The 14,596-nt window shown below is 72.2% G+C and carries 10 protein-coding genes; 6 read left to right on the forward strand and 4 right to left on the reverse strand.

Going from position 1 to position 14,596, the window contains the following annotated elements:
- Positions 1-67 precede the first annotated feature (67 nt).
- Complete coding sequence (locus WA788_RS01780; protein WP_335970798.1) at positions 68-1,168, reverse strand: citrate synthase 2; 1,101 nt, start codon at positions 1,166-1,168, stop codon at positions 68-70.
- A gap of 223 nt (positions 1,169-1,391) precedes the next feature.
- Here WA788_RS01780 and pdxH point away from each other — a divergent pair, with 223 nt between their 5' ends.
- The gene (gene pdxH / locus WA788_RS01785; RefSeq protein ID WP_335971256.1) at positions 1,392-2,030 is read left to right on the forward strand and encodes a pyridoxamine 5'-phosphate oxidase; all 639 of its coding nucleotides are present in this window, start codon (positions 1,392-1,394) and stop codon (positions 2,028-2,030) included.
- A 286-nt stretch (positions 2,031-2,316) separates the two neighbouring features.
- Here pdxH and WA788_RS01790 read toward each other — a convergent pair whose 3' ends face one another.
- Positions 2,317-3,078: an SIS domain-containing protein gene (locus tag WA788_RS01790; protein WP_335970800.1), complete on the reverse strand. Its 762-nt coding sequence runs from the start codon at positions 3,076-3,078 to the stop codon at positions 2,317-2,319.
- Positions 3,079-3,218: 140 nt separating this feature from the next.
- On the opposite strand from WA788_RS01790, the gene WA788_RS01795 reads away from it, so the two are divergent.
- The 4 genes from WA788_RS01795 to WA788_RS01810 all read left to right on the forward strand — a co-directional run bounded on the left by WA788_RS01795 (position 3,219) and on the right by WA788_RS01810 (position 6,782).
- Positions 3,219-3,911: a metal-dependent transcriptional regulator gene (locus WA788_RS01795; RefSeq protein ID WP_335970802.1), complete on the forward strand. Its 693-nt coding sequence runs from the start codon at positions 3,219-3,221 to the stop codon at positions 3,909-3,911.
- Positions 3,912-4,318: 407 nt separating this feature from the next.
- A complete protein-coding gene (locus WA788_RS01800) occupies positions 4,319-5,266 on the forward strand; it encodes an alpha/beta fold hydrolase (protein WP_335970804.1) in 948 nt (315 codons plus the stop codon).
- Positions 5,267-5,777: 511 nt separating this feature from the next.
- Positions 5,778-6,311, forward strand: coding sequence for a hypothetical protein (locus tag WA788_RS01805; RefSeq protein ID WP_335970806.1), 534 nt, complete (start codon positions 5,778-5,780; stop codon positions 6,309-6,311).
- A 189-nt stretch (positions 6,312-6,500) separates the two neighbouring features.
- Positions 6,501-6,782, forward strand: a complete 282-nt coding sequence (locus tag WA788_RS01810) for a WXG100 family type VII secretion target (protein WP_335970808.1) — start codon at positions 6,501-6,503, stop codon at positions 6,780-6,782.
- 106 nt (positions 6,783-6,888) lie between these two features.
- On the opposite strand, the gene WA788_RS01815 is transcribed toward WA788_RS01810, so the two are convergent.
- Positions 6,889-11,403 carry an FtsK/SpoIIIE domain-containing protein gene (locus WA788_RS01815; RefSeq protein ID WP_335970810.1) on the reverse strand — a complete coding sequence of 1,505 codons (4,515 nt, stop codon included), beginning with the start codon at positions 11,401-11,403 and terminating at the stop codon, positions 6,889-6,891.
- 334 nt (positions 11,404-11,737) lie between these two features.
- On the opposite strand from WA788_RS01815, the gene WA788_RS01820 reads away from it, so the two are divergent.
- The gene (locus WA788_RS01820; protein ID WP_335970812.1) at positions 11,738-13,816 is read left to right on the forward strand and encodes a DUF6571 family protein; all 2,079 of its coding nucleotides are present in this window, start codon (positions 11,738-11,740) and stop codon (positions 13,814-13,816) included.
- 66 nt (positions 13,817-13,882) lie between these two features.
- On the opposite strand, the gene WA788_RS01825 is transcribed toward WA788_RS01820, so the two are convergent.
- Complete coding sequence (locus WA788_RS01825) at positions 13,883-14,560, reverse strand: hypothetical protein (RefSeq protein ID WP_335970814.1); 678 nt, start codon at positions 14,558-14,560, stop codon at positions 13,883-13,885.
- Between the last annotated feature and the right edge of the window lie 36 nt (positions 14,561-14,596).

The following is a 14,596-nucleotide window of genomic DNA, read 5'->3' on the forward strand; positions in this document are numbered from 1 at the left end:
GTCCACCGGCGCCCAGCGCTCGCGGGGCGGGCGGGACCTGCCCGCCGGGTCCCGCCCGCCGGGCAGGTCAGTGCGACGCGGGCGGGAAGCCCTCGATGTCGGTGACGCTCCGCGTGCCGGGGCCGACGTACCGCGCCGAGGGCCGTACCAGGCGGCCGGTGCGCTTCTGCTCCAGGATGTGGGCCGACCAGCCCGCGGTGCGCGCACAGGTGAACATCGAGGTGAACATGTGCGCCGGGACCTCCGCGAAGTCCAGCATGATCGCGGCCCAGAACTCGACGTTGGTGGCCAGCACCCGGTCCGGCCGCCTGGCGTGCAGCTCGGCGAGCGCCGCCTTCTCCAGGGCCTCGGCGACCTCGTAGCGGGGCGCGCCCAGCTCGCGGGCGGTGCGCCGCAGCACCCGGGCGCGCGGGTCCTCGGCACGGTAGACGCGGTGGCCGAAGCCCATCAGGCGCTCGCCGCGGTCCAGCGCCGCCTTCACGTACCCCTCGGCGTCGCCGGTGCGCTCGATCTCCTCGATCATCCCGAGCACCCGGGACGGCGCCCCGCCGTGCAGCGGCCCGGACATGGCGCCCACCGCACCGGACAGCGCGGCGGCCACGTCGGCACCGGTCGAGGCGATCACCCGGGCGGTGAACGTCGAGGCGTTCATGCCGTGCTCGGCCGCCGACGTCCAGTACGCGTCCACCGCCGCGACGTGCCTGGGGTCCGGCTCGCCGCGCCAGCGGATCATGAACCGCTCGGTGATCGACTGCGCCTTGTCGATCTCCCGCTGCGGCACCATCGGCAACCCCTGGCCGCGGGCGGACTGCGCGACGTACGACAGCGCCGTCACCGCCGCGCGCGCCAGGTCGTCCCGCGCGGCCCCGGCGTCGATGTCGAGCAGCGGCCGCAGCCCCCACACCGGCGCGAGCATGGCCAGCGCGGACTGCACGTCGACCCGGATGTCGCCGGAGTGCACCGGGATCGGGAACGGCTCGGCGGGCGGCAGCCCGGGGTCGAACCGGCCGTCCACCAGCAGGCCCCACACGTGGCCGAACGAGACGTGGCCGACCAGCTCCTCGATGTCGACGCCGCGGTACCGCAGCGAGCCGCCCTCCTTGTCCGGCTCTGCGATCTCGGTCTCGAACGCGATGACTCCTTCGAGTCCCGGTACGAAGTCGGACATGGGGCGGCTCCTTCACGATCACGTCGCTGTGCTTGTCTCCCGGTCATGCCCCGCGGGCAGCCGGGTCACCCTGCCGAGTGGTGTTCCGCGGCGGGTGACATCGGGCACACGGGGCCACCATGGGAACGCCCGCGCCGCGGTCCTGCAAGATGTCCGCGTGCACGAACCTCTCCGGCAAGACGAACAGACCCTTCCGCGGCCCGGCGGCGAGGACCCCGCGGCGATGCGCAGGCAGTACCGCGCGGCGGGGCTCGCCGAGCCCGACCTGGCGGCCGACCCCTACCAGCAGTTCGCCCGCTGGTTCGCCGACGCCGTACGGGCCGCGGCGCGCGGGGTGATCGCCGAACCTAACGCCATGGTCGTCTCCACGGCCGGACCGGACGGCGCGCCGAGCTCCCGTACGGTGCTGCTCAAGGGGTACGACGAGGACGGGTTCGTCTTCTTCAGCAACCACGGCTCGCGCAAGGGCCGAGACCTGGCCGCCAACCCGCAGGTCTCACTGCTCTTCCCCTGGCACCCCATCGCCCGCCAGGTCATCGTCAGCGGCACCGCGGTAAGGACCTCTACCCAGGAGACCGAGGCTTACTTCCACAGCCGCCCGCACGGCTCGCAGATCGGTGCCCACGCCAGCCGGCAGTCCACCGTGGTCGCCTCGCGCGCCGCCCTGGAGGACCGCTACGCCGAGCTGGCCGCACGCTGGCCCGAGGGCACCGAGGTGCCGGTGCCGCCGTACTGGGGCGGGTACCGGGTACGCGCCCGCGCCGTCGAGTTCTGGCAGGGCCGGGAGAACCGGCTGCACGACCGGCTGCGGTACGTGTCCGCACCGGACGGCGGCTGGTCCGTGGAGCGCCTGGCTCCCTGAGTGCGGGTAGGGCCCGGGAAAGGGAAACGACCCGCGGGCTGCTCCCCGGAGCCGGGTGGCTCCGAGCACCGGCCGGACAAGTCCGACGAGCCCGCGGGTCGGGTGAACTGCGTGGGATTGGCGAGCATCACGCACGCCAGAGTGCGCGGAGCTAGCCCGCAGTCACCTCACGTGTCCGAGTGCAACTCATGCTTCAGACCACCTCCCTTCGTGTGTGCCGCCACAGTAAGAACACGACCGGGCGGGACACAAGTAAATTATTTTCGGGCCGCTTCCCGGGGCGCGGTCAGCGCCGGAAGAAGATGCGGTCGCGGTACTCCTCGAAGACCCGGCTGTTCCACTCGTGGCCGCCGTCCACGTTGCCCGAGCGGATCATCGGCGGGACCGTGCCGCGGGCGGCGAGGTCGGTGGCGGCGGTGGCCATGACGGCCTGCATCAGCGCGCTGGTGACGACGGTGGACGCCGGCGCGAACGGGGCCGGAACACGGTCGTCGGCCAGCTCGGCGTCGCCCACCGGGATCTTGGAGTCCACGACGATGTCGCAGTGGTCCTTCAGGAAAGTGCCGTCGGCGTGCCGGGAAGCGGTCTGCCGGGCGTATGCGACGGAGGTCACACCGATGACGGTCATGCCCAGCTCGCGGGCCCGCCGTGCCATCTCGATCGGCAGGGTGTTGCGGCCGGACAGCGAGATGACGAAGAGGACGTCGCCCGCGCGGGCCGGGCTGGTGGCCAGGACGGCGGAGGCCAGGCCCTCGACCCGCTCCAGCGCGCTGCCCAGCGTGGCCGGGACGACGTCGACGCCGTTGGCGCCGGGCACGGAGAGTAGGTTGACCAGGGCGAGGCCGCCCGCGCGGTACACGACGTCCTGGGCGGGCAGCGAGGAGTGCCCGGCCCCGAAGGCGAAGATCCGGCCACCCGCGGTGATCGCATCGGCGACGGCGGTGGCGGCCCGGCGGACGGAATCACCCTCCTCGTCCCTGGCTTTGCGCAGCAGTGCGATCGCGGCGTCGAAGTAGCGCTCGGCCGGTTCCTGGCGGGGGTCGGTCATGCCGTCACCGTGCTGCCAGGGCGTGGCCGGTGTCAAGAAAACAGCCGTACCGCGGGCGGCCCGGCCCGCAGCGGAGTCCGATGTCCGCGGGATGCGTCAGAATTGTCTCAGGGCCACGCACGAGTTGATGAGGGGCGTTCATGTCCGGACTGATCGACACGACGGAGATGTATCTCCGCACCATTTTGGAACTGGAGGAGGAGGGCGTGGTCCCCATGCGTGCTCGCATTGCCGAGCGGCTGGACCAGAGCGGGCCCACCGTCTCCCAGACCGTGGCGCGCATGGAGCGCGACGGGCTGCTGCACGTCGCGGGGGACCGCCGCCTGGAGCTGACCGAAGAGGGCCGCCGCACCGCGACCCGGGTGATGCGCAAGCACCGCATCGCCGAATGCCTGCTGGTCGACGTGATCGGCCTGGGGTGGGAACAGGTGCACGCCGAGGCGTGCCGCTGGGAGCACGTGATGAGCGAGGCGGTGGAGCGGCGGGTGCTGGAGATGCTGCGGCACCCGACCGAGTCGCCGTACGGCAACCCGATCCCGGGCCTGGAGGAACTGGGCGAGACCGCGGAGGCGGACCCGTTCCTGTCCGAGGGGATGGTCAGCCTCAGCGAACTGGAGCCCGGCACCGCGGGGGCCAGCGTCGTCGTGCGCCGGATCGGCGAGCCGATCCAGACCGACGCGCAGGTGATGTACACGCTGCGGCGGGCCGGTGTGCAGCCGGGCGCCGTGGTGAGCGTGACGGGATCGGCCGGCGGCGTCCTGGTCGGCAGCGGCGGCGAGGCCGCGGAGCTGGACACCGAGGTCGCCTCCCACGTCTTCGTCGCGAAGCGGTAGGCGGACCCGCGCGGGAGTGCCCGGCCTGCACCCCCGCCCGGGCGCCCCTCCGCCGTACAGCGCACCGACCGGTGCGCTGTACGGCGTTTCGGCATGCCCGCAGGCAGGGTCCGGTGCCCAGTGGCATGGCGGAGGCCCCGGCGCCGCCACGCGGCACCGGGGCCCATCCCTCCCCTCGCCCCTCCCCACACCCGAAGGACCCGGGACCCCGAGCTTCCCGAGACCTTCCCGCGACCCGCTTCCCCTGCACGCCGCGTCCCGTCCAAGTCCTCCCCTCGGCCCACCCGGCCAATCCTTGAGCGCTGTCACTCGAACGAGCGGTGTTGGGTGCGCAAGCCCCATGTTCGAATAGAAGTTCGATAGCGTGGTGTGCGCAGGGATCAGGACAGCGCGGAAGGAGGTGCGGGATGGCCACACGGCACGACGTCACGGGAGCGGGCGGTCTGCGGCTCGCGGCATGGGAGTACGGCACGTCGGAACCGTCCGGGCCGGCCGGGTCGCCGGGTGCGGGCGGGCCCGGCCGGGTCGGCGCAGGTGCCGGTGCCGGTCGGCCCGCGGAGGCGGACCCGCGCCCCGCGGTGCTCCTGCTCCACGGCCTGCTCGGCCGGGCCTCGCACTGGGCCGCCACCGCCCGGCGCCTCGCCCCGCGCTGCCGGGTGGTCGCGCTCGACCAGCGCGGGCACGGCGACAGCGGCCGGCCCGCCGGCCCGGCCACCCCCGAGGCCCACGCGCAGGACGTCCTCGCCACCGTCGAACAGCTCGGCCTCGGCCCGGTCACGCTGGTCGGACACGCCATGGGCGCGCTGACCGCCTGGCAGTGCGCGGTGCTGCGTCCCGACCTGGTCGCGGCCGTCGTCCTGTGCGACATGCGCGCCTCGGCCCTGGGCGAGGCGGGCCAGCGGGAGTGGGCGCAGTGGCTGGCGTCCTGGCCGCTGCCCTTCGCCACGCTCGACGACGTACGCCGGTGGTTCGGGGTCGAGGACCCGTGGGCCGATCCGCCGGACCCGGTCCGAGGGGACTTCTTCGCCGAGGTGATGAGCGAACGGGCGGACGGCTGGCGGCCGGTGTACGAAGCGTCGCACCTGCTGTGCACCCGCGACCGCTGGATACGTGACGCCCACTGGGACGAGCTGGCCCAGGTCCACTGCCCGGCGCTCGTCGTCCGCGGTCCGGCCGGGGAGCTGGGCCGTGCCGAGGCGCAGGAGATGGTCCGCGTCCTGCCGCGCGGGCGGTACGCCGAGATCGCCGACGCCGGCCACCTCGCCCCGTGGGAGCAGCCCGAGGCCTGGGCGGAGACGCTGGAGCGCTTCGTCGGGGAAGCCGTCGCCGAACGGGAGGCCGCGGGCTCGGCGTGACCTTCGGCTCGGTGTGACCGCCGGCTCGGTGTGGCCCCCGGCTCGGCGTGACCCCCGGCTCGGTGTGGTCCCGGCTCGGTGTGACCCGGGGCGCGCTCTGACCTGGGGCGCGGGGCTGCCCGGCCCCGGTCGGACCGCCCGTCTGCGGGCAACGGCTGCCCGGGTGCGGTACTCGGGCCGGGGCTGCCCAGAGCGGCTGGGCCGGGGCAGGCGCCGGGCGAGCCCTGCCTGTGGCACGGCTGTGACGGGCCTGTGAGCAGTTGTGATGTCTGCGTGTGGCGCGTGTGGAGCTGTACGTGTCCGCCGGTGAGGAGTGCGGGCGGGACGGGGGTTCGGACTGCGCGTAGCCGTTCGGCTGCTGGTAGCTTGCGGTCCGCGGGGTTCCAAATCGCGACATGGGGGAGTGCGGATGCGCTGTCGGAGTCGTATGAGTCGTCGAAGTCCAGCTGGTCCTGAGGGCGGTCGAGGGACCGGCCAGAGCCGGTCGACTGCCGGTGGTCCGCGCCGCCGGTTGGCCGCGGCCGGGTACGCGACGTCGGCGACCGCCGCCGCCGTGGTCGCCGCGGCGCTGATGCTGACCGGGTGCAGCGGCGGCGGCAGCAGCACGGACGCCAAGAAGGAGCCGACCGCGAGCCGGACGGCAAGCCTGCCGCCGGCGCCGGCGCAGGCGCCGTCGGCCAGCGCCGCGGGCAGCAGTACGCCGAGCGCGACCGGTTCGGCGACCGCGAGTGCGAACGGCGACGACGTCGGGGGCGCCTCCACGGACTCCACCCAGACCGTCGAGGGCGTCTGGCTCGCCACCGTCGACGGGGTGAAGGTCCAACTGGTGCTCGGCAAGGGGAAGGCCGCCTTGACCAGCGACCATATGTGCGGGGGCAGCTACACCGACAAGGGCGGCGTGCGCCTGACGATGACGTGCATGGACGGCGACAAGGAGCGGACGTCCGGGCAGGGCGAGATGGCCGCCGACGGCAAGACGCTCACCGTGCAGTGGAAGAACGGCCAGAGCGACACCTTCACCCGAACCGGTCTGCCCAGTAGCTGAATCGGAGGCGCCGCGTCCCGGCCGCGGTCGCGCTGTGCCCCGTGCGTGACGTTCCCGTGGCGATGTCCACGTTCGGCAACAATGCATCGGTGGCTTGGGGCAGGTGCTGCATTCGTTGCCCTCGTTTGCTAGCGTCCCGTCTGGCGAACGAGGTGTTCGCCACGTTTCCTACAACGGGGAGGGACGCTCATGGCAGGCATGCACGGCGCCGATATCGGTCAGCTGACCACGCTGGCGGGCAAGTTCGGGACCGAGGCCGGCAACCTTTCGACGCTGATCAACCACCTGCACTCGGCGACCAACAGCAGCACGGACTACTGGAAGGGCCCGAACGCTGAGAAGTTCCGCAGCGAGTGGACCCAGCTCAAGCCGACCTTCGAGAAGTTCGTGACGACGCTGCAGGAAGCGCAGAAGTCGGCGCAGAACAACGCGACCGCGATCTCGAACGCCACCGGTGGCGGCGGTCACTAAGCAGTCGGCGCGCGGCACGGTCGAGGCACCGTGCTGATGCCCGAGGGCCGGGTGCTCGGAGCATGCTCCGAGCACCCGGCCCCTTTTCGCTGTGCCGGCCCGGCGGCTACGCCGGCTGGGCCGCCTGGATCTGCATGATCGTGCCCCCGCGGATCAGCACACCGCGGCCGAGCGGGCCGCCGCCGATGTCCCGCGGCAACCGGACGTTGAACAGGTCGCCCTCGGAGCCGGTCTGCGGCGACAGCAGCAGCCCGTTGCGCGACTTGCGCGCCTCCACCACGAAACCGCGGTACTGCGAACTCATCGAGTCCGACGACCCGGCCGCGATCAGCGCGTGGTCACCGTCCATACCGCTCTTGACGACCTCCTCCAACGCCGTCTCCAGCATGCTCTCGTAGAGGAGTTCGCTGTCGTCGACGACGACCACGAACTTCTCCCCGGCCGCCTTCGCGGTCAGCTCCGTCAGCTCGTCCGCGGTCGACTCGGTGCCCGTCAGCAGGCCCAACACCCCAGGTGCGTCGGCCAGTTCGCGCAGCGGCGAGCGTCGCGGGGTGACCAGCACCACCGGAGTGCCGTTCGCGAGCAGCGACCGGGCAGCCGTGATCAGCGCCGTGGAGCGGCCCGACTTCGGCGGCCCGGCGATGACGAACCCCGGCCCGGCCTCCTCCAGGTCGATGCCGACCGGTGCCAACTCGTCGCCGCCCACGCCCATCAGCGCCCACAGCGGCGAGGACGGCCGGAAGTCCGGGTCGAGCGCCATCGCGTCGGTCAGCGTCATCCGCGGCGGCAGCGCGTCCACCCGCATCGGCCGCTGCGGCCGGGGCAGCCGCCCGACCCGGCCGATCCGCTCGGTCGCCTGCCGGCCGATCCGCTGCAGCACCTCCACCTGCGCCTGGCCGGCCGGGTCGGCGGCCAGCAGTGCCACCTGGTTCTCCTGCACACCGTGGTCGGTGGGGCGCAGCGCCCGCCCGGACGGCATGTTCTTCGGCACGTCGCGCGGGGCGAGCCCGCCGTTGCCGTAGTCGTTCGGGTCGGCCATCCGCAGCACCAGCTTGTCCGGGAAGACCGAGGAGATCGCCCCGAGGAAGCCGGAGCGGTCCGAGGTCATCACGACCTTCAGCCCGGCCGATCCGCCCTCCCGGAAGATCCGCATGGCGCCCTCGATCAGCTTGCCGTAGTTGTACGACTCGAAGGTCGAGGTGAAGCCCTCCCAGTTGTCGAGCAGCAGCACCATCCACGGCAGCCGCTCCTCCGGGGTGGCCGCCATCGCCCGCTGCTCGGCGGCGCTGGAGGCGCCCTTGACGGCCAGGAGCTGCTGCCGCCGCGACACCTCCGCCGACAACCGGTCCAGCAGCCGCGACAGCCGCTCGGGCTGGTCGCGGGTGACGACGGCGCCGCAGTGCGGCAGTGCCACCAGCGGCAGCAGCGCGTTGGCGCCGCAGTCGATGGCGTACAGGTGCACGTCGGTCGGCGCGGTGTCGCGGGCGAGCGCGCCGGCGATCGTCCGCAACGCGGTGGAGCGGCCCGAGCGCGGGCCGCCGGCGATCAGCACGTGCTCGCCGTGCACCAGGTCGACCGCGAGCCGGGCGCGGGCCTGCTGCGCGGGAAGGTCGGTGATGCCGTAGCCGATGGGCGGCACATCGCCGGACCCGGCGGCGGCCGGCGGCGGCAGTTCCTCGGTGACGATCCGCTCGGGCAGCGGGTCCAGCCACGGCTTGCGCGGCGCGGGGAAGTTGAGCAGGTCGGACGCGTCGCGGATGGCGTCCACCAGCACCGCGAGGTCGGTGACCATGGTGCCGTCGTCCGCCTCCGCCTGCCCGCCGCGCGGCATCGGGCGGCCCAGCGACTGCCAACCCAGCGGTACCACCGCGGCCTTGGCGCGCTCCTGGCCGACCGCCGGGCGGCGGCCACCGATCCGCGCGGACTGCACGCCGACCAGCGACTGGGCGCCGGAACGCACATAGGCGCGGCCGGGCGTGGACTTGGCGATCGCCCCGGAGTCGGGCGCGTCGATGACGTCCCGGGACTCGTCGGCGTCGGTGACGCGCAGCGCGATCCGCAGGTTGGTGTTGGCGCGGATGTCGGCGCTGACCACACCCGCGGGCCGCTGCGTGGCCAGCACCAGGTGCACGCCCAGCGAACGGCCGCGGCGGGCGATGTCGACCAGACCGGCGATGAAGTCCGGCAGTTCGGCCACCAGGGAGGCGAACTCGTCGATGATCAGCACCAGTCGGGGCATCGGCTCCAGGTCGGGCCGCATCCGCCGCGCGTCGTTGTAGTCCTCGATGTCCTTGGTGGCCGCGTTGAACAGGATCGTCTCGCGGTGGTGCAACTCCGCGGCGAGCGAGGCGAGTGCGCGCTCGGTCAGGTGCGCGTCGAGGTCGCTGACCATGCCGACGGTGTGCGGCAGCCGCGCACAGTCCTGGAAGGCGCTGCCGCCCTTGTAGTCGATCAGCACGAAGTTGAGCGCGTCGGGCCGGTTGGCGACCGCGAGCGAGGCGATGATCGTCTGGAGCAGCTCGGACTTGCCCGCGCCGGTGGTGCCGGCGACCAGCGCGTGCGGCCCGTCCTTGCGGATGTCCAGCACGAAGGTGCCGTCCGCGCCGACGCCGATCGGCGCCGCCGTGGTCGAACCGCCGCGCTGCCAGATCCCGGCCACCTGCTCCCCGACCGGGTCGGGCATGCCCAGCAGGTCCAGCAGCCGCGCGGACGTCGGCAGCGCGCTGTCCGCGTCGTCGCGGCTGACGTCGCGCACCGGTGCCATCGAACGGGCCACCAGCTCGCACCACTCCGGGCCGACCTGGTCGGCGAGCACCTCGCCGAGGCGCTCCAGCCCGCCGCCGCGCAGGTGCAGCCGGCTGGCCGCGTGCGGCGACCAGCACACCGCGAGCCGCACCTCTTCCGGCAGCAGCCGCTCGTCCTCGTCGACGCACAGCGCGAACATGCCGAACTGCGGTCCCTCCTGGAGGAGTTGCGGCACGCCCGGCATCCGGCGCAGCAGCCGCGCACCGTCCAGCACCACCAGGACGAACGGGTCCGGCCGCAGCCTCCCGCCCTGGTTGGCGAGGGTGTCGGCCTTGCGCCGGCCCAGCTCCTGGAGGAGTTCGTTGACCCGGCGGCCGGCCGCCTCCTGGTCGGTGCCGATCAACGCCACGCAGTCCTGGCCCTGTTGGGGCGTCAGGTGCGGCAGCCAGTGCGCCCAGTTCCAGGACCGCGCCGCGTCGGGCGCGGAGGACAGCACCACGATCGACAGGTCCCGCGGACTGTGCAGCACCGCGGCCTGCGACACCAGCCAGCGGACGGTGCCCAGCGCCCGGGCCCGCTCACCGGCGATACCGACCACGCCGATCTCCGGGACCGGCAGCGGCAGCGGCACGTCGTACACCAGCGGCGGCTCCGGCGGCACGGCGTCCTCGGCCGTCCGGCCCTTGGGGCGCAGCTCGATGTCGGCGGGCATGTCGGCGACGCCGATCCGCAGCCGCAGCGCGTCGGGGTCGGTGAGCCGCCGCTCCCACAGCCGGCGGCGCGGGCCGGTCGCGAAGAGCAGGATCTCGGCGGCGTCCGGGTAGTTGGCCCGCCGCTCGCGCTGGTCGGAGAGCCGGGCGTTCTCCAGGCTCTCCTCGTACTCGGCCATCGCGGCCTTGTAGCTCTTCGCCGCGTCCTGGTTCTTGCGCTTGCCGGCGCGGTTGTCGCTGATCCACTGGCCGACCATCATCACCGGGCTCATGGCGCAGAACAGCAGCATGTAGATCTGGTGCACCATGAAGTACATCGTCACGCCGACCACAACCGGCGCGATGAGCGTGAGCACCTGGAAGCGGGCCCGGTCGGTCTTGGCGTCCTTCTGCGGTACGTACAGCAGCTGCCGGGGCGGCGGCGCGGTCAGCCGCGGCGGCCGGTTGTACGCGAGTCCGCCCTCGCCCATCGGCGACAGGTGGGCGTCCGGCGCGCTCGGCCGGTCCAGCACCAGCACCGAGTCGCCGGCCTTGAGCTGTGCGCGCAGCGGCCACGGCCGCTCCGCCTCCACCGGCTCGTTCTCCAGCGTCAGGCCCGCGCCGGGCGCGCCGGTCAGCAGCACGGTGCCGTCCATGGCCACCGAGACCCGCGCGGCGGCCGGCGGGATGGACGGGTCCTGCACGGCGACCGTGCTGTTCGGCGCCGAGCCGATGGTCGCGGTGCCGACACCGAGCCGCGCCACCCGGCCCGCGCCCGGCCCGGCGCACACCCGTACCTCGTAGCGCCCGGACGGCTCGCCGGTGCGCATGAACGGGCCGATCGAGTCGTCGACGGTGACGCGCATGCCGTCGCGCAGCACGGACTGCGCCTGCGCCTGCGGGTCGCAGGGCACACCGTCCGCCCACAGCACCGGCACGGCGGCGGGTGCGGGGTCGGCGGGCCGGCCGGCCCACCCGCCGGCCGCGTCGGGCCGGCCCCCGTTCTGGTACTGCCCGGGGAACTGGACGACCACGCCCCCGCCGTGCCCGGCCGGTTCGTGGGCCACCGCGCCCACGGACTGCGCCAGCGCCAGTGCGACGTCGCCCGCGCTCGCGGAGTCGTCGGCCGTGATCAGGACGTCCTGCGCGTCGACGCCCTGCTGTACGACCGTCACGGTCACGCGCATGGCTGTGCCCCTCCCCGTAGGCCCGGACCGGGCCCTGCATTCGCTGTGCCTGTTCCCATTAACCGTCCACTGCTGCCACGAGGCTATAGGCCCGCGGAAACCCCGGGTAAGCCCCGTCGGGCAGCGGAGGGGGCACGGCCGGGCATGCCCGGGTTTCCGCGGGGTACGGCGGCGGCGCCGACTTCCGCAGCACGGAACCGTTCCGCCGCCCTGTGCGATCCTCATTCCTGACACGGGGCCCGGGCCGGGAGCACCCAGGTCGCACGGGCGGGGCCGCCCGCGCGGCGCGAGCGGTCGGCGAACCGGGGCGAAGTACACACGGGAGGAGAAGCGGATGGGGTTTTCCGGGATAGATCCGGACGGCCTGCAGAAGATGACGAGCTCGTTCAAGAGCGACAAGGACCTGCTGCGGTCGACCGCGTCCTCGTACAAGTACCAGTTCGAGGAAAAGGGACTCGACTCCTCTTCTCTCACCCAACTCATCGGCATCTGCGGCTGGCTGGACGACCAGATGCCGATGCTCACCCGCCGCTACCACCTGGCCATCGCCGCGGACAAGCCGTACCCGGACCACAAGGGCATGGTCAGCATCGACGACAGCATGGTGAACACCACCGCCCAGTCGCAGAAGGACGGCAAGGCGCTGGCGGACAAGTACAACGACGCGCTCAAGAAGGGCGACGACCCGTCCGAGGACCTGTTCGCCGATCTGAGCGCCCATTCCGACGACCCGGACTACCTCAAGGCGTTCTACAACCAGCTCGGCTCGAAGAACCTGCTCCAGCTCACCAACGACATGGCCGACGACAACTTCTACGGCCGGTACGGCGACCACCCGGACGAGGCCAAGCACGACCGCGACGTCATCGCCAAGACCTTCGGCACCTTCACGAAGGTCGCCTACGAGGGTCAGACCGCCCAGCAGAAGCAGGCGAGTTGGAGCAAGTGGTTCGACAACTTCAAGGACCCGCGCGGTGTCTTCCGGGCCGACTACCTCACCTCGCTGCTGCCGGGCGGCTCGCAGGACAAGGACTACCTCGTCGCGCTCGGCGACCGCGTCTTCGACAAGGACCCGTCGAAGAACGGCAGCGAGTTCATGAACAGCTCCGGCCTCGACAAGGGCGTCTTCGCCGACGACCACTACACCCAGCTGTTCAACGCGATCGGTAAGAACGCCGAGGCGTCGGGTGAGTGGATGGACCACAACTACGACACGATGCAGACGATCATCTATCCGCACGGCCCCTGGGACCTCGGCCAACCACCCGCCCGTGCCCAGGCGTTCGCGGACCTGATGTCGGCCGGCACGATCGACCTCAAGGCGACGAACCGGCCGCTCGCGGAGAAGCTCACCGCCCGCATCATGATGGACAACTACCGCCACCAGAACGGCGATTCCAGCAAGATCCATCCTTACGACCCGATCGACGTCTACTACGGCAAGCTGGTCACCGCCAACTGGAGCGACATGGTCTACGGGATCACGTCGCCGAGCGGCAACAAGCTGTGGGGCGCGGACGCCACCAAGGGCGGCTTCACCGAGAAGATGTCGCAGTGGGACCAGAAGGCGTTCCTCGACGGGCAGGACCCCGGTCGCCCCGGCCTGGAGGTGGGCGCGCCGCTGTGGCAGGCGCTGCTCAACGAGTCGGCGCGCAACCCCACCGTCGCCGGCCAGGAGAGCGCGCTGTTCGACGCCTTCCGGACCCAGATCACCAACGAGGTCGGCAGCGCGAAGTCCGACACCACCGAGCACGCCCAGGACTACCGCGCCATGCAGCGCGGCATGATGATGAAGGCGTACAGCAGCGCGTTCGAGTACGCCAAGGGCTCGATCGAGACGGACGCCGACGACTGGGCGGAAAGCGTCAACAGCGCCCGCGACACGATGATCGACTGGGCGGCTTCCGCGGTGGAGGCCGGTGCCACCGGTGGCAGTAGCGCCATCATGGAGCTCGGCACCGAGAAGGCCACGGAACTCGGCGGCACGGCCAAGGACCTGATCATCGACTACGCCAAGAACGCTATTCACGTGGACCCGGAGGACGCACCGGGCCTGGCCGCCAAGTACAAGCAGATCAACGATTCCGAACTCGACGTGAGTTGGCAGAACGAGTACCAGAAAGAGGCCAACGCCCAGCTTTCGGGCGGTGGTTTCTCGTCCGACGTCACCGCGCCCGTCACGATCCACCCGAGGAACGGGCCGGCGAAGACGTACACCGGCGACCCGAAGGGCTACATCAAGGCGCCGGCCGACAACTTCCTCGCGTCCGACGGCACCGTGATGGACATCGACAAGATGACGACGCGTCAACGCACCGCGTACACCAACTGGTTGATGGACCCGGCGATCGTCAACCACGTGGATTCCCGGGGCTTCACGCAGGGGCAGCAATTCCAGCACCTGGCGGAGTGAGCCGGCCGCGCGCAGACGGCCGCCCGGTGGTGCGCCGGGCGGCCGGTGGCCCGCTCAGCGGACGAGTCAGCCGCTCTTGCCGACGGGCTCGATCTTCAGCGCGTCGAGGAAGGCCCGGAAGTCGGTGACGGCCTGCGGCTGCTCCTTGACGGTGCGGTGGTCCAGCACCGGGCTGTAGGTGATTTCGGCGGCCTCGGACTGCCAGGCACACGTCGTGATGGTGCGGCCGGCCCCCGTGGTGTCGGCGCACTGGACCTGGCCGTCCTGCTTCCCGGCCGGGTAGCTGGTGATCTTCTGGTCCTTGTCGACCCCCAGGAGATTTTTCGTCTCGCTCTCGGAACCCGGGCCGGTTCGAGTTCCGTCGTCGGCGGTGAAGTCCGGCGGGTCGAGGCGGACGGTGATCACCGCGGCCCGGCCGCCGGCCGCGCGGTAGGTGAGGTGCGCCTCGCCCTTCGCGGGGTCGGTGTTGACGCTCGACAGCGCCGTCCACTCGGTGTCGCCGTCCTTCGCCTCCGTGTACGCCCCGAACGCCTTCGGGATCACGGCGGTGTGCTTCACCGGCTTGCTGTCGCCGCCGTTCGCGGCGACCGCCCACCACGTGATGCCGCCGGCCACCACGACCACGGCGCCCACGACGGCGAGCACCCTCCTGCGGCGCCTGGCGCGCTCGCGGGCGGCGGGGTCGGGCACGGAGATCGGGGTGAGTGCGATGTCGTTGTCGTTGTCGGCGGTGTTGTTCGTCACGTGGTCCTCGTCCTCCTGCGGGGGCTGGCAGATACG

Origin of the sequence: Streptomyces sp. CA2R106, assembly GCF_037034245.1 — a bacterium.
Lineage (GTDB): Bacteria > Actinomycetota > Actinomycetes > Streptomycetales > Streptomycetaceae > Actinacidiphila.

Bases quoted from the DNA above. Each gene is read 5' to 3' on its own strand.
- WA788_RS01780 (WP_335970798.1), bottom strand. From the start codon at position 1,168: ATGTCCGACTTCGTACCGGGACTCGAAGGAGTCATCGCGTTCGAGACC.
- pdxH (WP_335971256.1), top strand. From the start codon at position 1,392: ATGCGCAGGCAGTACCGCGCGGCGGGGCTCGCCGAGCCCGACCTGGCG.
- WA788_RS01790 (WP_335970800.1), bottom strand. From the start codon at position 3,078: ATGACCGACCCCCGCCAGGAACCGGCCGAGCGCTACTTCGACGCCGCG.
- WA788_RS01795 (WP_335970802.1), top strand. From the start codon at position 3,219: ATGTCCGGACTGATCGACACGACGGAGATGTATCTCCGCACCATTTTG.
- WA788_RS01800 (WP_335970804.1), top strand. From the start codon at position 4,319: ATGGCCACACGGCACGACGTCACGGGAGCGGGCGGTCTGCGGCTCGCG.
- WA788_RS01810 (WP_335970808.1), top strand. From the start codon at position 6,501: ATGGCAGGCATGCACGGCGCCGATATCGGTCAGCTGACCACGCTGGCG.
- WA788_RS01815 (WP_335970810.1), bottom strand. From the start codon at position 11,403: ATGCGCGTGACCGTGACGGTCGTACAGCAGGGCGTCGACGCGCAGGAC.
- WA788_RS01820 (WP_335970812.1), top strand. From the start codon at position 11,738: ATGGGGTTTTCCGGGATAGATCCGGACGGCCTGCAGAAGATGACGAGC.